Annotated in this window: 17 protein-coding genes; 10 read left to right on the top strand and 7 right to left on the bottom strand. The window is 43.5% G+C overall.

The features are described 5' to 3' along the window. Positions 1-143: 143 nt before the first annotated feature. Together QUA27_RS21705 and QUA27_RS21700 are read left to right on the top strand one after the other, a co-directional pair. The gene (locus tag QUA27_RS21705) at positions 144-587 is read left to right on the top strand and encodes a DUF4332 domain-containing protein (RefSeq protein ID WP_333070394.1); all 444 of its coding nucleotides are present in this window, start codon (positions 144-146) and stop codon (positions 585-587) included. 78 nt (positions 588-665) lie between these two features. Continuing rightward, complete coding sequence (locus QUA27_RS21700; protein ID WP_333070392.1) at positions 666-1,025, top strand: Spx/MgsR family RNA polymerase-binding regulatory protein; 360 nt, start codon at positions 666-668, stop codon at positions 1,023-1,025. Between the two features lie 2 nt (positions 1,026-1,027). On the opposite strand, the gene QUA27_RS21695 is transcribed toward QUA27_RS21700, so the two are convergent. The 4 genes from QUA27_RS21695 to QUA27_RS21680 form a co-directional block, all read right to left on the bottom strand. Then, on the bottom strand, positions 1,028-1,456 hold the full coding sequence (locus QUA27_RS21695; protein ID WP_333070391.1) for a GNAT family N-acetyltransferase: 429 nt from the start codon (positions 1,454-1,456) through the stop codon (positions 1,028-1,030). Beyond that, complete coding sequence (locus QUA27_RS21690) at positions 1,446-3,056, bottom strand: cyclic peptide export ABC transporter (protein ID WP_333070389.1); 1,611 nt, start codon at positions 3,054-3,056, stop codon at positions 1,446-1,448. The genes QUA27_RS21695 and QUA27_RS21690 overlap by 11 nt, the downstream gene beginning before the upstream one ends. A gap of 144 nt (positions 3,057-3,200) precedes the next feature. Continuing rightward, positions 3,201-3,806 carry a Uma2 family endonuclease gene (locus QUA27_RS21685; protein WP_333070387.1) on the bottom strand — a complete coding sequence of 202 codons (606 nt, stop codon included), beginning with the start codon at positions 3,804-3,806 and terminating at the stop codon, positions 3,201-3,203. Positions 3,807-3,949: 143 nt separating this feature from the next. After that, positions 3,950-5,521 (bottom strand): NAD(P)H-quinone oxidoreductase subunit N, encoded by a 1,572-nt coding sequence (locus tag QUA27_RS21680; protein WP_333070385.1) that lies wholly within the window; start codon positions 5,519-5,521, stop codon positions 3,950-3,952. Between the two features lie 41 nt (positions 5,522-5,562). On the opposite strand from QUA27_RS21680, the gene QUA27_RS21675 reads away from it, so the two are divergent. The 8 genes from QUA27_RS21675 to QUA27_RS21640 are packed head-to-tail and all read left to right on the top strand — an operon-like array spanning position 5,563 to position 11,634. Continuing rightward, complete coding sequence (locus tag QUA27_RS21675) at positions 5,563-5,772, top strand: hypothetical protein (protein WP_333070383.1); 210 nt, start codon at positions 5,563-5,565, stop codon at positions 5,770-5,772. Positions 5,773-5,786: 14 nt separating this feature from the next. After that, positions 5,787-6,032: a class I SAM-dependent methyltransferase gene (locus tag QUA27_RS21670; protein WP_333070381.1), complete on the top strand. Its 246-nt coding sequence runs from the start codon at positions 5,787-5,789 to the stop codon at positions 6,030-6,032. Between the two features lie 5 nt (positions 6,033-6,037). Then, positions 6,038-7,018, top strand: a complete 981-nt coding sequence (locus QUA27_RS21665) for an ABC transporter substrate-binding protein (RefSeq protein WP_333070379.1) — start codon at positions 6,038-6,040, stop codon at positions 7,016-7,018. A gap of 9 nt (positions 7,019-7,027) precedes the next feature. Beyond that, positions 7,028-8,002, top strand: a complete 975-nt coding sequence (locus QUA27_RS21660; protein WP_333070377.1) for an ABC transporter substrate-binding protein — start codon at positions 7,028-7,030, stop codon at positions 8,000-8,002. A 9-nt stretch (positions 8,003-8,011) separates the two neighbouring features. After that, positions 8,012-8,989, top strand: coding sequence for an ABC transporter substrate-binding protein (locus QUA27_RS21655; RefSeq protein WP_333070376.1), 978 nt, complete (start codon positions 8,012-8,014; stop codon positions 8,987-8,989). 9 nt (positions 8,990-8,998) lie between these two features. Next, positions 8,999-11,092, top strand: a complete 2,094-nt coding sequence (locus QUA27_RS21650; protein ID WP_333070375.1) for a SpoIIE family protein phosphatase — start codon at positions 8,999-9,001, stop codon at positions 11,090-11,092. A 24-nt stretch (positions 11,093-11,116) separates the two neighbouring features. Then, positions 11,117-11,269 carry a hypothetical protein gene (locus tag QUA27_RS21645; RefSeq protein ID WP_333070373.1) on the top strand — a complete coding sequence of 51 codons (153 nt, stop codon included), beginning with the start codon at positions 11,117-11,119 and terminating at the stop codon, positions 11,267-11,269. Further along, a complete protein-coding gene (locus tag QUA27_RS21640) occupies positions 11,224-11,634 on the top strand; it encodes a helix-turn-helix domain-containing protein (protein WP_333070372.1) in 411 nt (136 codons plus the stop codon). Before QUA27_RS21645 ends, QUA27_RS21640 begins: the two co-directional genes overlap by 46 nt. Positions 11,635-11,865: 231 nt before the next feature. Here the strand turns inward: QUA27_RS21640 and QUA27_RS21635 are convergent, their stop codons facing one another. The 3 genes from QUA27_RS21635 to QUA27_RS21625 form a co-directional block, all read right to left on the bottom strand. Then, positions 11,866-12,864: an alpha/beta hydrolase family protein gene (locus tag QUA27_RS21635; protein WP_333070370.1), complete on the bottom strand. Its 999-nt coding sequence runs from the start codon at positions 12,862-12,864 to the stop codon at positions 11,866-11,868. 231 nt (positions 12,865-13,095) lie between these two features. Then, positions 13,096-14,472, bottom strand: a complete 1,377-nt coding sequence (locus tag QUA27_RS21630) for a hybrid sensor histidine kinase/response regulator (RefSeq protein WP_333070368.1) — start codon at positions 14,470-14,472, stop codon at positions 13,096-13,098. Beyond that, a partial coding sequence (locus QUA27_RS21625; protein ID WP_333070366.1) for a PAS domain S-box protein occupies positions 14,469-16,916 on the bottom strand: 2,448 nt, incomplete at its 5' end. The genes QUA27_RS21625 and QUA27_RS21630, both read right to left, overlap by 4 nt.

Here is a 16,916-nt window from a genome sequence, read left to right as displayed (position 1 = left end):
GCAATTAGCTGAAATGTCACAATACCCGCCATTAGTAGAATTCGTTTGTCTGGTTTTTGTTGATTTTGTTACATGAGCGATCGCCTCTATTGACTGTTTTATATTTTAGACTTTAAAGTATAAGTAAAATTCACTGAAAAAACATGAAAACTGCTCATAAAGCTCCTCAAACTTCCTTGCAAGTACGCGACTGGCCGATCGCACATTTACCGGGATTGAGCAAGGAAAACCAATCTCAACTGGAAGAGTGCAGCATCACCACAACCGGACAACTAATTCGCATGACGAAAACGCAGGCGGCGAAAGTGTTGCTAGCCAATCAATTACAGATTAACATTCAATATGTTAATAAATGGGTAGCGATGGCAAATTTGGCTCGAATTCCAAGTGTAGGGTGTCAGTATTGCGGGCTGTTACTTCACGCCGGCGTTGCTTCTCCGGCTCAATTGGCTCAAATGCCCGTGGAGAGATTGCACCAACAAGTGTTAAGGCTGCACGTAGCGACAATGCAGCGCAATGACTTGACTCCTTCAGTCGATTGCGTGCAAAAATGGGTTCAACAAGCTAGATTAGTCAGTAGTCAGTAGTCAGTAGTCAGTAGTCAGTTGTTAGTTGTTATTAGCAAACAGTCAACAGTCAACAGTCAACAGTCAACCATCATTATTATGTCAATTCAAGTTTACGGAATTCCGAACTGCGGAACCTGCAAAAAAGCTTTCCAGTGGCTGAAAGATAGCGATGTTAATTACGAGTTCATTAACACCAAAGAACAGCCGCCGACTCGCGAAACAATTCAAAGCTGGGTTGCTGCTTTGGGTTTTCAACCCATGCGAAATACTTCCGGTCAATCTTACCGCGCTTTGGGCGAGGGCAAGAACAATTGGACTAGCGAACAGTGGGTGGAGGCTTTTGCAAAGGATGCGATGCTGCTGAAACGTCCTCTTTTCGTTAAAGATGGAACGGCTGTTTTAGTAGGTTTTAAAGAAGACGCAATTAGAGAACAATTGGGGCTTTCAACGGGCTGAGTTCAGCCTGTTGTTCGCCGCATAAACTTCATCTCGCCCACATCATCTGTGAAACCCCAACGCTCGTAAAACGGCATCATGTTCGGCAAACAGTTAAGAGCCAAGTTCTCGACAGCTTGCAATTCAGGATGATTTAAAACTGCATCCATCAACTTCGCACCGAGTCCCATCTTTCTGTGTGTCGGCTTGATAATGACATCAAAAATCATGGCTCTGTATACGAAATCGGTAATGACGCGGGTAAAAGCAATTAGCCGATCGCTCTCATCGACAAAACCAATGATAACATCAGTCGCCGCCAGCATTTTCACAACATCCTCCCGCGTCCGCTTGTCGCTCCAAAACTCGTTTTTGTACAAATCCATCAAGTCGGAAACCTGGCTGTCATTCAAAGTTTCCACAATTCGGTAGTTATCGATTTTATCGGTCATACTCTACTTTACCGTAATCTAGTTTAATTGCGCGATCGGCTAAATCAAAATAGCGATCGTCGTGACTAATCACAAACACCGTTTTCCCCCGCCGCTTCAACTCCGGTAGCAACTGCTTGTAAAAAATATCCCGGAAAAACGGGTCTTGATCCGAAGCCCATTCATCAAACAAATAAATGGGTCTATCTTCCAAATACGCCGTCAGCAAAGCCAGCCGCTTTCGCTGTCCCTGAGACAAAGCCGTAGTTGACAAAACTCCATCTTTCACCTGAACTTTATTCTCCAAATGAAACTCTCGCAAATATTCAGCCGCCTGCTTGTCCAAGTCGTGATTAGTCAGACCCAAAAGCCTTTCAAACAGATAAAAATCAGAAAAAATCACAGAAAAGTGTTGCCTGTACCACTCTCGATTTTCCTCAGTAATTGGCTGTCCATCTAATATAATTTCTCCCGATTCAGGAATGTACAAACCAGTGATTAGCTTAGCTAAAGTAGACTTGCCGCTGCCGTTACCGCCAATTATAAACACCAATTGACCCGGATGAAACTTCAAATTAAGCTCGCCCAAAATAAAATTGCTGTCTTCTTTTTCTCCGGGATAGCTGTGAATTACTCGATTTAACTCCAGCGTATCCCACTCAGCAGTTTGAATCGCTTTAACCGTTGAATTTATCTCAGCTTGACTCGCCAAAGCCAATCCCATTCTCTCTATTTTTTCCACAGAAGTATTAGCACGAAAAATCGCCGGCAACCTTTGCAAAATATTCTGAAACGGAGACATTAAATAGGTACTGGTCAGAATGTAAGCTGACAAAACAGGTGTAGAAACTGGCACAAATTTCGGCAAAGCAAACAGCAGCAAACCCATCAGCATAAAAAATAGCAACTGACCCACTCCAATCGCAACTGCACCAGTATTCAAAGCAGTCACGTTATAATCGCGGGAAGCATCAGCACTCACCTGCAATTGTTCCGTAAAAAACTCTTGGCGGCGCAAGGAATGCAGTTTAAGTTCCTTAATCCCATCAGTAGTACTGCGAAAATGCTTAAATAATATATCTTGTTCTTCTCTGGCTAAATCGAAGAATTTCCGCATTTTGTTGAGCAACAACTGCACCGTGCCAATCATCAGCACCAAAAAACCAAAGACAACAACAAAAACAGTCCCAGAAATCGTGCTTAAATAAGTTAAACAGCCCACGACAACGGCAATATCAACACAAAGAAAAGGAATCAAAAATATAGTATTAGAAAGCGTTCCCACATCATCAGTCAGAGTTGCCAGCAAGCGGTTAGGGCCCAACTCTTCCAAATTTCGCAAAGGAGTAGACAAAATTCCACGGCTCAAACTCAGCCGCAGATTGTAAACCGCTTCTTGAGAAAGGTAGATTAACAAAAATTGGGATACAAAGCCACTCAAAAGAGCTAAGATTGCTAATCCCGCAAAATACCAGACTAAATTACCATTGGAATTGTCGCTGATTGCACGGTTAATTAGGGAAATTAACATAGCGCTGCAACCGCCGCTGATTAAGCCTGTGAGTATGGCAATGGAAACATTTAACCAAGAAGCTTTTAATAGTAACCAAATTACATTCATCTAATTTTACTCTTAATTTAACTTTTGAAACTCGGCTGCAAAAGAACCCCATCCCCCACTTCTTGGTAACAATTTCGATTACTTACTACTGAATAAATTTGATTCAGCAGTCGGGTTTCTTGATATTCGCATCCCCCCATAGCATTAACTTTCTTCTTGTATTTCTGTTTCCTGGGTTTCAAATACGACCAGCTCATAAATATCGAGCATCGACATTTGCACTTCCACTGAAGCGAAGGAAACTATTGCTGATTCTCCCTCATATTCGCGAAACAACCATTCATTTGATTCTGTTTTAATATATTGTGCGACTAAAAACTCAGATTGATTGACTAACACATATTCACGGAATTCAGGAATCGATCTATAAAACCGAAACTTATCCTCCCGATCGAAATCCTTGGTAGACTTAGAAAGCACTTCCACAATCAGCACAGGATTGAGTATTTCATCTTTCCGTCCCTCTGTGCAAACTAATTCTCCTTCAACTACCATTACATCTGGATAAGTCCCACGTCGATACCGAGGAATCCACAACCGCAAATCACTCATAAATGGTCTGGCCTTCTTTCCCCGCAAAGCAGATTTTAAGAACGCATAAATATTACCGATTATCTGGCTGTGATTAATACTACCGCCCGTCATTTGTACAATTTCTCCATCGCGGTATTCATTTCTAAACTCAGCAGTTTCCTCTAACTCCCGGTACTCATCTGGAGTATAAAACTTTTCCTTACTTTGTACTAACATTGTTGCCTCTGTACTAACTTTTATCTGCGTTTATCTGCCTACATCTGCGGTTAAAAATCATAATTAACAGTATATCACAACAAAAAAGAAACGCCCAACTTCACAGAGTCAGGCGTTTTCCACTATTTCAAAACCAGGAAAAATTAATCCCGGCGAGACAAGAAATCCGATTCTACTTTTGCAGCGACCACAGGTTGCACCTGACTCAAGGCCGACTGCAACATCGGAGTTTTGGTAATAGCATCATTAGCCAAATTAAACAAAGGGTTCGACAAAATTCCGGCCAATGTTGTCGCCACCAAAGTGAGTACAACGCTGACCTGCAAAGGCCGCATTCCCTGAAGGTTCCAGCGAACTTCGGGATAATTTTTCACCGCGTCAGACATTTCTTGTGGTTCTTTTACTACCATCATCTTGACAACGCGGATGTAGTAGTAAATCGAAACTACGCTGGTAATTAATCCCAGAATAACTAAGCCGTAAAGTCCTGCTTGCCAGCCTGCCCAGAACAGATAGATTTTGCCGAAAAATCCAGCCAGGGGCGGAATTCCACCGAGAGAAAGCAGGCAAATACTTAAGGCTAAAGTTAACAGCGGGTCTTTTTGGTACAAACCTGAGTATTCGCTAATTTGGTCGGTTCCAGTCCGCAGCGAGAACAGGATGATGCAGGCGAAAGCACCCAAATTCATAAACAGGTAAACCAACAGATAAAATATCATGCTGGAGTAACCGGCTTCTGTTCCTGCAATCAAACCCAGCATTACAAAACCAGCTTGGGCGATCGACGAATAAGCCAAAAGCCGCTTCATGCTAGTCTGGGCGAGAGCAACCACATTTCCCAACACCATGCTGAGAATGGCTAAGGCCGTGAACACGAACTGCCACTGTTCGATAAGTGCGGGGAAAGCACTTGTTAACAAGCGGATTGCTAGGGCAAAACCGGCTGCTTTGGAACCGACAGAAAGGAAGGCAACAACGGGTGTAGGAGAACCTTCGTAAACGTCAGGAGTCCATTGGTGGAAGGGAACCGCAGAGATTTTGAAGGCGATTCCGGCGATCGCAAAAACCAAAGCAATCACCAAACCGAGAGATTGACCTTCATTCACAGTAGAAAGGTTAGCCGCGATCGTACTCAGCTTAGTTTCGCCGCCAGACAACCCGTACAGCAGCGAAAGCCCGTAGAGAAACACTGCCGAAGAAGACGACCCAATTAACAAATATTTCAAAGCAGCTTCATTGGAACGCGGGTCGCGTTTTGTGTAACCCGTCAGCAAATAAGACGAGATACTCAGAGTTTCCAACGAAATAAAAATCATCACCAATTCATCAGCGCCGCTGAGGAACATTCCCCCCAAAGTAGCGGTCAGCAAAATGCCGATAAATTCCGCTAAAGCAGTACCCGTTTGCAGTACATAGCGGACGGATATCAAAATAGTGACAGCCGTACTCAAAGCGATAATTCCGCGAAACACTAAACTCAAGGCATCGCTGTTAAAACCGCCCAGAAACGAGATGGTATCCGTGTTATCCCACTGCAAACACAAGGCAGCGACGGCGGCCAACAAACCCGCAACGGCAACGTAGGGAGTCCAACCCGAGGAACTGCGGCCTACGATTAAATCGCCGACGAGAACCACCAAGAGGGTGATGATGACAATTCCCTCTGGCAAGATAGTTCCAGCATTTAGCTGGGCAGCAAGAGTAGCAAAATCCATATTTTCAGGCAGGTTGGGTAGTACAAGCCGCAAAGGCTGTAATGGGCTGTGAACTTGTAAAAATTCTTTACCAAACACAGATTGTAGCGGATTACAGCTTCGCGATCCCACTTGGGCGGGTGTTTGTTGCCGGAGAGTGGATACTCGGTAGCCATTTTGCTGACATTTGCGGGCATTTTAGAGATTGCCGGCTGATCTCACCTGCTGCTATCGTCGCGATCGACGATAACTGGCACAATGTAGAAAGTTAAACCAGTAATTCGGCATGACTGACTCGCTAAGTGCCTACAAACAGCAGATTCTCAATGACTTCAACAACCGCCTCGACTACGAGAATGAATTTCACAAACAGGCTGCAACTCGGTTAGTAGAATTGGCAACAGTGCGATCGGGCCAGCAAGTTCTAGATATCGCCACCGGAACAGGTTTAGCGGCGATTGCGGACGATGCACTTAGGTCGATCGGGTTCAAGATAATATCAGTCGCCTTTTCTACACCAGGAATGCTCTAGCTAGTATGTCTAAACTACTCAATTACATCTCTATATTTATTATTATCGGCTGGTTGCTGTTTGCTTGTCATTCCCCGGAATCTCTAAAAGTAAAACGTCCTCCCCTAAAAGTATCTTGTGTTCCTTTTGTTGGCTATACACCTCTCATCATTGCTCAAGAGAAAGGATTCTTCAAAGCACAAGGGGTAGACGTGGAACTCAGCTATTTAGACTACTCACAATTCCAAGACGCCGATTTCAGTGCAGGGAAGTATGATGGGATCGGATTGACCTTGGGCGATTTGGTGATATTGAGTGCCACAAATCCTGATATGCAAGCTGTGATGGTTTTGGATGAATCCACAGGTGCAGATGTGGTAGTCGCGCAATCAGAGATTAAAACAATCCCTAACTTGAAAGGAAAAAAGCTTGGTGCAAATCTAGGCAGCTTTAGCGAACTTTTTGTTACTGAGATGTTGAAAACCTCTCAACTGACGAGCGATGATGTTAGTCTGGTTAAAGTCGAGGCTCTAGAAGTTCCCAATCGCTTACAAAACAATGCTATCCAAGCAGGACACACTTGGGAACCGTATCTTTCTGAATCATTAAAATTAGGCGCACATATCCTGTTTACAAGCAAACAAACCCCAGGCTTAATTTTGGATTTGGTCGCGTTTCGGGGGGAGGTGATACGCGATCGCCCCGAAGATATTCGCGCCTTTGTGCGAGGCTGGCTTCAAGGCTTGTCATATTGGGAAGCCAATATTTCCGAAGGAAACGAGCTCGTGAGCAAAGCGTTAAATATTCCCCTCAAGGCAATCTCTTTCGAGGGAATAGACCTCACTGACCTTGCAGAAAATCAAAAGTTCTTTCAATCAGACAGTCCTAATTATATCTTCAAAACCGCCAAGAAATATGCGGACTTTTTTATTCGCGCTGGCAATGTGACGCGCCTTCCCAATCTAGAAACCTTGTTCAATTCTTCTTTCTTAACCCCCCCCTCCTAGTCTGAAACCATGAAGCGCTCGTTTTTCAACAGCCTCTTTATTATTACCTGCTGCCTGCTGTTTGCTTGTCATTCTCCGGAATCTCTAAAAGTAAAACGTCCTCCCCTGAAAGTAAGTTGTGTCCCTTTTATTGGCTATATACCTGTCATCATTGCTCAAAAGAAAGGATTCTTCAAAGCGCAAGGGATAGACGTGGAACTGAGCAATGTAGACTACTCAATGCAACAAGCGGATTTCAGTGCAGGGAAGTATGATGGCATCGGATTGCCCTTGGGCAATTTAATTATCTTGAGTGCCACAAATCCTGATATACAAGCTGTGATGGTTGTGGATGAATCGACAGGTGCAGATGTGGTAGTCGCGGAATCGGATATTAAAACAATTCTTAACTTGAAAGGAAAAAAGCTTGGTGCAAATCTAGGCGGCTTTAGCGAAGTCTTCGTTACGGAGATGTTGAAAACCTCTAAGCTGACGAGCGATGATGTTAGGCTGGTTAAAGTCGATGCTTTAGAAGTTCCCGAGCGCCTACAAAACAAGGCTATCCAAGCAGGGCACACTTGGGAACCGTATCTTTCTGAATCATTAAAATTAGGGGCACATATCCTGTTTACAAGCAAACAAACCCCAGGCTTAATTTTGGATTTGGTCGCGTTCCGGGGTGAGGTGATACGCGATCGCCCCGAAGATATTCGCGCCTTTGTGCGAGGCTGGCTTCAAGCCTTGTCATATTGGGAAACAAATATTCCCGAAGGAAACGAGATCGCGAGCAAAGCGTTGAATATTCCCATCAAGGCAATCTCTTTCGAGGGAATAGACCTCACTGACCTTGCAGAAAATCAAAAGTTCTTTCAATCAGACAATCCTAATTATATCTACAAAACCGCCAAGAAATATGCGGACTTTTTTATTCGCGCTGGCAATGTGACGCGCCTGCCCAATCTAGAAACCTTGTTCAATTCTTCTTTCTTAACCCCCCCCTCCTAGTCTGAAACCATGAAGCGCTCGTTTTTCAACAGCCTCTTTATTATTACCTGCTGCCTACTGTTTGCTTGTCATTCTCCGGAATCTCTAAAAGTAAAAACTCCTCCACTGAAAGTCAGTTTGATCTCTTTTGTTGGCCATAGACCTGGCATCATTGCTCAAGAGAAAGGATTCTTCAAAGCGCAAGGGGTAGACGTGGAACTCAGCTATGTAGACTACTTACAATTGCAACAAGCGGATTTCAGTGCAGGGAAGTATGATGGAATTGGATTGACATTGGGCGATTTTATGATCTTGAGTGCCACATATCCTGATATGCAAGCTGTGATGGTTGTGGATGAATCCACAGGTGCAGATGTGGTAGTCGCCCAATCCGACATTAAAACAATCCCTAACTTGAAAGGAAAAAAGCTTGGTGCAAATCTAGGCGGCTTTAGCGAAGTCTTCGTTACTGAGATGTTGAAAATCTCTAAGCTGACGAGCGATGATGTTAGCCTGGTTAAAGTTGATGGTTTAGAAGTTCCCAATCGCTTACAAAACAATGCTATCCAAGCAGGGCACACTTGGGAACCGCATCTTTCTGAATCATTAAAATTAGGCGCACATATCCTGTTTACAAGCAAGCAAACCCCAGGCTTAATTTTGGATTTGGTCGCGTTTCGGGGTGAGGCGATACGCGATCGCCCCGAAGATATTCGCGCCTTTGTGCGAGGCTGGCTTCAAGCCTTGTCATATTGGGAAGCAAATATTTCCGAAGGAAACGAGCTCGTGAGCAAAGCGTTGAATATTCCCATCAAGACAATTTCTTTCGAGGGAATAGACCTCACTGACCTTGCAGAAAATCAAAAGTTCTTTCAATCAGACAATCCTAATTATATCTACAAAACCGCCAAGAAATATGCGGACTTTTTTATTCGCGCTGGCAATGTGACGCGCCTTCCCAATCTAGAAACCTTGTTCAATTCTTCTTTCTTAACCCCCCCCTCCTAGTCTGAAACCATGAAGCGCTCGTTTTTCAACAGCATTCGTACAAAGTTAATCGTGTCGTTTCTCCTCGTTGCTCTAATTCCGTTGCTGTTGTTAGCATTTATCAACAAGCAGACAACTCAAAAGGCATTGACCGACAACGCACGACAAGCCCTATCTGCGGCGGCTAACGAAACCGCTAACAGAATAGACGGGTTTATCGATGCAAATCTCAATGCCGTGCGCGTAGAAGCGATTTTACCAGGTTTGTCTGCCTATCTGGGCCTACCTCCAGAACGGCGAAATGGTAGTCCCCAAGAGATGTTAGCAACTGAAACCTTAACCCGGCTCAGTCGCAAAGATATGCTTAATATTATCTCCTATGCCTTGCTCAACTTAGAGGGACGGAATGTACTCGATACGAATACACCGGATGTTGGACGAGATGAATCCGGTCAAGATTACTTCCAAGAACCGCTCAAAACTCAACTATCTTTTGTTTCTAGTATTAGGCAATCGCCGACAATTCCCAAGCTCGTGACGCTCTTCTTTAGCAGTCCTGTTCGCGATGCGAAGGGAAATATATTGGGTGTATTGCGGGTGACATACAATGCCACATCTGTCCAGCAGTTGGTGACTCGGCAAACTGAACACGCAGGTGCGAAATCGTTAGGAGTTCTTTTAGATGAACACTATATCCATCTGGCACATAGCACTACACCTGAACTCCTTTTCAAATCGATTGTGCCTTTGCCGCCCAATGTTGTAGCGAAACTGCAACGCGAAGGGCGTTTGCCTAAGACTCTAACGAAAGAACTTGCAATCAATTTGCCCGACCTCAAGCAAGCTTTAGACACTAAACAGCCTTATCTAACCACACGATTGGCAGCTACGGGTAATAATGAGTTGAGCCTCTTAGCGATCGCCCGCCTGAAATATAAACCTTGGTCAGTTCTTTTCGCACAGCCGATTGCCGTTGCCCTAGCACCTGTAGAAAAACAAATACGTGATGCACTTCTTTTATTAGCAATCATCGCCACAATTGTAACTATCATCGCTTTGGCGATCGCACAACTATTAACAAAGCCTGTGATTTACCTCACCCAAGCGGTTGCCCAGTTTACAGCGGGTCACTTAGATATGCGTGTGAAGATGCGATCGGGAGACGAAATTGGTCTGCTAGCACGATCCTTCAACAGCATGGCGAGGCAAATCCAAGAATCCTTTGAAACCCTCGAAGACAAAGTTAAAGAACGAACAGCAGAACTCGCTAATGCTAATCAGGAAATCATTACCCTGAACGAAAAACTCAAAGTAGACAACCTCCGCTTAGGTGCAGAAGTGAATGTGGCGCGTCAGATCCAGCAAATGATTTTGCCTAACCCTGAGGAACTGGAAATTGACGGACTAGATATCGCCGGATACATGGAACCCGCTGATGAAGTAGGAGGTGACTACTACGACGTGCTACAGATCGATGGTGTTGTCACACTGGCGATCGGTGATGTCACCGGACACGGCCTGGAAAGCGGCATTCTGATGCTGATGGCGCAAACCTCAGTTCGCACCCTGCAAGAGATTCGTGAACTAGACCCCGTTCGATTCTTGGATGTACTCAACCGTACCCTCTACAAAAACGTACAGCGCATGAACTCTGAGAAAAGTCTGACGCTGGCGATTTTGAGCTACTCCGAAGGACTCATCAGCATCAGCGGTCAGCATGAAGAAACGCTAGTTGTGCGAAAAAATGGAGATGTTGAGCGCATCGATACGATGGAGTTAGGCTTCCCGATCGCTTTAGATGATGATATCGCAGACTTCATCAGTCACATCCTGATTCAGCTAGAACCTGGGGATGGCGTGGTGCTTTATACTGATGGCATTCCAGAAGCCTATAACATCCGCAAAAAGCAGTATGGACTGAAGCAATTGTGTCAAGTAATTAGTCAAAATTGGCACAAGTCTGCAGCAGGAGTGAAGGATGCGGTGATTCTAGATGTGCGGCAACATATAGGTAAGCAGAAAGTGTTTGATGATATTACGTTGCTAGTCTTTAAGCGGCAGGCTGACGTTAGTGAAAATGGAAATTTTAATAAAATTAGGTCTGCCAAAGAAATGCTACAATGAAGAACAAAGTCTGAGGAATACTTTATGAAAGTCAACTACCAAGAAAGAATTTATTTAACAGCAGACGAGTTAAAAATAATTCTTTCGGATCAGCGAACTCTACCTAATAAACAAAAAATTCAGGCACTTTATTGGTTAAAAACAGGCGGGAGTCAAAGCCTTACAGATGTAGCGTAGATGAACGTTTAGGTGTACATAGAATTACTGTACATCGATGGTTAAAACAATATATTGCTGGCGGTCTGTCAGAACTGTTAGAAATACGGCAAGGAACTGGTAGATACCGAGTAATTCCCTCAGCGGTAGTATCCGGAATATCAGAAAAATTAAGTGAAGAGTCCTGTGATTTTAAGACTTATAAAGAAATTGGTCAATGGGTAGAAGAGAACTATCAAGTCTCAGTCAAATATCAAACATTACACAAGCAAGTACACTATCGCATGAAAGCCAACTTAAAGGAACAAAAGCCTGTGAGTAACGAAAAAGCTCAGGACATAGGCATCGAGTTTAAAAAATCAAAAAAATTACTCAAAAACAATTGAAAAGAATAAAATTACAGCTTTTGGACTAAAAATTATAGGTAAAGTAAAAGGGAATTTCAAAGCTTATGATTTAGATAGCTATAGCAATCCTAAATCATGTGTGAAATTATTACTCCGTCCCCTTGATAAGGGGAGAGTTGGGGTGGGGTAAAAAAATACGACTAATTTAGTATTGCTATATTAGCTTTAATCTATCTGACGTTTTTTGAGGTGGAGCTACTTAGAAGATGGTTAGGGAACTGCAACGGTGGTAACACGGACATTCGGATCGAGGCCGTCACCTTGAGAGTAAATATAATCAAATGCCGATCGATCTTTAAGCATATTTGCCCGCAAAAATAGCGCGCTCCAACGGGCGATCGTTTCAATCCCCACGGCTCGCTCTAAGGTAGCAGTATTGCGATCGGGGTTCGCACCAGCGGGGTTATTAACATCGGTAATGCCGAAGTGATTTGCACCCATAACAGTAATCAAAGCTTTGGGTGGTGTTTGAATTTGGTCAAAGGTGCTTTGAGATCGATCGGGCAGGGCGACACCATCGATAGATCCTTGAATCAACGCCACTGCAATGCCATCATTAGCGATGGGTACAAATTCATTAGCAATGGGATTCCGCAAGTTAGCGCCAAAAAATGCACCCGCTAATAGTTCTTTCGGGCGCGTAAATGGCTCTCGACACAAATACAATTCTGGGAGGCATTTATTAGCAATCACCGATAACCCTACTGCACCCCCAAAAGAATGACCCAATAAACCAAGGCGCTGCGTATCGAGAACAGACGCAATCGGAGATGTGGGGTTTGTGTTTTCGATCGCCATTTGCGACAAAACCGCCGCAATTTGCGAAGTTTCCGACGCCAAATTAGGCGGTAAAGTGGGATTGAAGGGCGAAGGGCGCAAATGGTTCGGAACGACTACCACAAAGCCGTACCGCGCCACGTGGCTTGCGTAATCTGAATAAAATGATTTATCTACAAGCGCACCTTGCAATAAAAGTACAATGGGGAAAGAGTAATTACCCGAATTAAGATCGGATAGTTTAGGATAATAAATGTCAGCTAAATCGTTATTAGCAGATATCATCGTACTGTAAAAGCTGGTTTCTTTAAATGGCGGTGCATAATCGATTGTTGTGGCAAAGACTTTGCTAGCAAGGACAACAAACGCAGCAATTGCACAAACAATTGCTAGGGTTGTTGCCGAAAAAAAATGAGGGTGGAAATTCATCATTATTATTATTTTTGGTCTGAGAGTGCGTGCATAAGCTACGGAAAAAAACAAGTCGGTGACTGTTGGCAATTTAAGGAGCGTTGCCGGAAAATATTTCGGACTCTGTGGCTAACAGTATCAACTTGTGATTAATAGAAACTTGTGTAAAAATTGCAAATAAAGTGACTCATAAATTAACACGATTTACCATTTATTTGACACCATTTTTGAATATTTAGAGTTTAGTGTGGCTTATAACCCGACTCCATCTTCTTTATAAAAATCTTTTTTAGATTGGTGAATCGGAATTTCGATGGCTAATGTTGCCCCGTGATCCGGTATCGAAAAACAACGGAGCTGCCCGCCGTGGTCGTCCACTACAATAGTATAGCTAATCGATAACCCCAAACCCTTTCCTGTACCCACTTTCTTCGTTGTAAAAAATGGCTCAAATATGCGTTGTTGAATATCTTCGGTTATGCCCGGCCCATTATCAGTAATATAAATACCCACTTGAAAGTCGGAGAGTAACTTCGTGCAAATAGTAATAGTAGGAATTGGGCTGCTATCATCTACATCATTTGCCCAACGTTTTGGGGATTGTAACGCTTCAATCGCATTAGTCAGAACATTCATAAAAACCTGATTAATTTGCCCCGCGTAGCATTCTATCTTTGGCAAAGCCTCATACTCTTTTACCACTTTAATTATCGTTTGATCTGCTTCATCTTTCAGCCTATGCTGCAAAATCATCAGCGTACTCTCAAGTCCTTCATGGATATCCACCGCTTTTAACTCAGCTTCATCGAGTCTGGAAAAATTCCGCAGCGATTGCACTATTTCTTCGATTCGGTCAGCTCCTATGCTCATAGAAGCAATTAACTTCGGCAAGTCTTTCCTGAGAAAAGTGAGATCCATCGCCTCTAGTTGTTCCTCGATAGCTGCTGTGGGATTGGGGAAATCTTCTGCGTAGAGTTGCACCAGCCTCAGCAAATCTTCAGTGTACTCCCTTACGGGCGAGAGGTTCCCTTTAATGAAGCTAATCGGGTTGTTAATTTCGTGAGCTACCCCTGCTACGACATTCCCTAAACTTGACATTTTCTCGCTTTGGATTAGTTGAGCTTGTGCATTTTGTAACTGTTGTAGAGCCAGCTCTAGTTGTTGGGATTTCTGCCGCTCTTTAGCCTCGGAATCCTGCAATCGCGCATTTTGCTCGTGCATTTTTTTTTGCAACCGCTGAATAGTTAGTTGATTTTCGACACGAGCTAAAACTTCTTCTAAATCAAATGGCTTAGTGATGTAGTCTACTCCTCCAACAGCAAATGCTGTGACTTTATCCAATACTTGATCTAAGGCGCTCAAGAAAATAACTGGAATACCCGAAGTTCTGCCATCCGCTTTTAACTGTTGGCAAACTTCGTAGCCGTTCATCTGGGGCATCGTGATGTCCAGCAAAATCAAATCTGGCGGGGTTGAACGCGCTGCTTTTAATGCCATTTCCCCGTTTATCACCCCCCGAACTTTATATCCTTTGTCGCTTAGCATAGTGGATAAAAGACGCAGGTTGTCTGGGGTATCGTCAACCACTAAAATATTGGCAACATAAGATTCTAATTTCTGGGTGTTCATGGGATAAATTTTTCTGTTAAGTCAGTAATTTTATCATATCTAAAATTATGAATCCAATCGGTGATAATCTCCGCAGAAGAAGTATTGGATTCAGGAATTGTGGCGACTAAACTTAAAATCAGGTCAGTATCTGCATCGATAGCTCCATGATGTAACTGTATCACCCACTCCGTAGGCATTGTCGCCAAAGTTGTCCTTAAAATTTCAGTTTTTTCCCCTTCTTTTACACTCAAGTCTTGACCCTCAAGCTGAGATAATGTAAAGTTCGGTAAATCTTCATAAAGATACTGTACCCCTAAATGTTCAGCCATTTTGGCAAAAATAACTTCTTCTTGGAAAGGCTTGCTCACAAAATCGTCACAGCCTGATGATAAAACAATGGCTCGCTCTTCCTCAAAAGCGCTAGCGCTCAACGCAACAATCGCGGTAGCCTTATCTTGAATCTTGGCTTTAATTTGTCTGGTGGCCTCATACCCGTCTATCACAGGCATTTGCATATCCATCCAAATTAGGTGAGGTTTCCAAGTTTCCCAGATTCTAATAGCTTCTTGACCATTTACTGCTTCGCGCACCTCCAAGCCAAGCGGTTCGAGAAGATGAACCAATAGCAAACGGCTCTCCCATTTATCATCAACCACCAAGATGCGATATGAGGGTTGGTTGGGTTGTAAACCAATTACCCGCCTTCTTGATTGTCGAGGTTGAACTTCAGCCATATCAGGGGAGCTAATTTGGATATCAAAACTAAAAATTGTTCCTCGATTCAAGGTACTGTTGACGGTAATGTCTCCTCCCATCAGTTGTACGAATTGTCGGCTGATGGGTAAACCCAAGCCTGTTCCTTCTTGAGATTTCCGACCTGCGTCAGTCTGCACAAAAGCCTTAAATAGAGAATCTAGCTCAGTAGGAGCAATGCCGTAACCAGTGTCTTCCACTTCAAACGTAATAGTCCGTGGTTCGTTGTCTATGGCGGACTTTTGTTTCGCACTAATTGCTGCAACCCGAAGCGTTACACTTCCCTTCGTAGTAAACTTAATCGCATTTCCTAACAGATTAATCAAGACTTGACGCAATTTATTTTCGTCAGTTTTTACATACTGAGGAATGTTAGAGTTGATGTGCCAACTGAGCTGTAAACCTTTAGAATCAGCTTTGAGTTTGAGCATTTCTTCGAGAGAATGGAGCAAATGATACAGGTCAAAGCTAGTAGGATTTAAGGTAATCCGACCGGCCTCGATTTTAGACATTTCCAGCACGTCATTAATCAGCGTCAGCAAATGCTCGCCAGAACGACTAATGATGCCGATCTGTCCCTGCTGTATGTGAGAAAGGGATGAGTCGCGCGCCAGCACTTGGGTAAAGCCGAGAATTGCATTGAGGGGAGTTCGTAATTCGTGACTCATTTTTGATAAAAATTCGCTTTTAGCCTTATTAGCTGCATCTGCAACTTCTTTGGCTTTTTGTAAGGCCGCCTCTGCTTTTTTACTTTCCGTAATATCGCTTGCTGTGCCAGTTATTCCTAGAATATTTCCCTCGGAATCTCGCACTACAAGTGAATTAAACCGGAGATTGATAGGTCTACTATCTTTAGCTAATTGTATGGTTTCATACTGAAATACGGACTCTCCATTCAGCATACGTTGGAATATCTCGTTATCTTTGGGAAGTTGTTCAGGGATCTGAAACTCACTGAATTTTCGCCCTATCATTTCTTCAGGGCTGTAGCCAAAAATCTGTTGGACGGCAGCGTTGACGAAGGTATAACGCCCTTCAACATCAACTGACCAAATCATATCCTGCGATGTTTCAACTAAGTCACGGTATTTAGCCTCGCTTTCTTTGAGCGCTTCTTCTACCCTTTGACGTTCGGTAATGTCGTTAGTGACTAAGAGAATACACGCTTCTCCACCCAGCTCAATAATATCTGCTGATACCAGCATCTTCCTCACCTCGCCTGATGAAGTACAAAAATCAAATTCCTGATTCCGAAGCACTCCTGATTCTTGCAAGAGCTGGTTGTATCTGTCACATTCTTCTAAATTAACCCAAAAATTCAACTCAATTGCTGTAAAACCAATTACCTGTTCGCGAGAGTAACTAAAAGTGCTGAGGAAACTGTCGTTCACTTCGATGTAGCGTCCATCTGAAAATCTGGCGATCGCGATCGGGTTAGGACTGGAACGAAAGGCTTTAGAAAACTTTTCTTCAGACTTGCCCAAGGCTCTTTCTGTCTGCATTCTGACAGCCATTTCTTGTTGCAATTCTTGCGTTCTTTCTATAACCTTACATTCCAGCGTTCGCGAGTATTCGCCTAATTGCTCGTAAAGTTGAGCATTTTCAATGGAAATAGCAATTTGGGAAGATAAAAGTTTTAACAATTCTAGGCGATCGGTAGTAAAAGCCCCTTCAGTCAGGTTATTTTCCAAATAAAGAAGGCCAGTCAG

The organism is Microcoleus harperi Pol14_C6 (assembly GCF_036701295.1).
In the GTDB taxonomy this organism is placed as follows: Bacteria; Cyanobacteriota; Cyanobacteriia; order Cyanobacteriales; family Microcoleaceae; genus Microcoleus.
The sequence above is the reverse complement of the archived record's forward strand: the minus strand, read 5'-3'. Positions and strand labels throughout refer to the sequence as shown.

Bases quoted from the DNA above. Each gene is read 5' to 3' on its own strand.
- QUA27_RS21695 (WP_333070391.1), bottom strand. From the start codon at position 1,456: ATGACCGATAAAATCGATAACTACCGAATTGTGGAAACTTTGAATGAC.
- QUA27_RS21670 (WP_333070381.1), top strand. From the start codon at position 5,787: ATGACTGACTCGCTAAGTGCCTACAAACAGCAGATTCTCAATGACTTC.
- QUA27_RS21660 (WP_333070377.1), top strand. From the start codon at position 7,028: ATGAAGCGCTCGTTTTTCAACAGCCTCTTTATTATTACCTGCTGCCTG.
- QUA27_RS21655 (WP_333070376.1), top strand. From the start codon at position 8,012: ATGAAGCGCTCGTTTTTCAACAGCCTCTTTATTATTACCTGCTGCCTA.
- QUA27_RS21690 (WP_333070389.1), bottom strand. From the start codon at position 3,056: ATGAATGTAATTTGGTTACTATTAAAAGCTTCTTGGTTAAATGTTTCC.
- QUA27_RS21665 (WP_333070379.1), top strand. From the start codon at position 6,038: ATGTCTAAACTACTCAATTACATCTCTATATTTATTATTATCGGCTGG.
- QUA27_RS21685 (WP_333070387.1), bottom strand. From the start codon at position 3,806: ATGTTAGTACAAAGTAAGGAAAAGTTTTATACTCCAGATGAGTACCGG.
- QUA27_RS21645 (WP_333070373.1), top strand. From the start codon at position 11,117: ATGAAAGTCAACTACCAAGAAAGAATTTATTTAACAGCAGACGAGTTA.
- QUA27_RS21635 (WP_333070370.1), bottom strand. From the start codon at position 12,864: ATGATGAATTTCCACCCTCATTTTTTTTCGGCAACAACCCTAGCAATT.
- QUA27_RS21705 (WP_333070394.1), top strand. From the start codon at position 144: ATGAAAACTGCTCATAAAGCTCCTCAAACTTCCTTGCAAGTACGCGAC.
- QUA27_RS21650 (WP_333070375.1), top strand. From the start codon at position 8,999: ATGAAGCGCTCGTTTTTCAACAGCATTCGTACAAAGTTAATCGTGTCG.
- QUA27_RS21680 (WP_333070385.1), bottom strand. From the start codon at position 5,521: ATGGATTTTGCTACTCTTGCTGCCCAGCTAAATGCTGGAACTATCTTG.
- QUA27_RS21675 (WP_333070383.1), top strand. From the start codon at position 5,563: ATGGGCTGTGAACTTGTAAAAATTCTTTACCAAACACAGATTGTAGCG.
- QUA27_RS21630 (WP_333070368.1), bottom strand. From the start codon at position 14,472: ATGAACACCCAGAAATTAGAATCTTATGTTGCCAATATTTTAGTGGTT.
- QUA27_RS21700 (WP_333070392.1), top strand. From the start codon at position 666: ATGTCAATTCAAGTTTACGGAATTCCGAACTGCGGAACCTGCAAAAAA.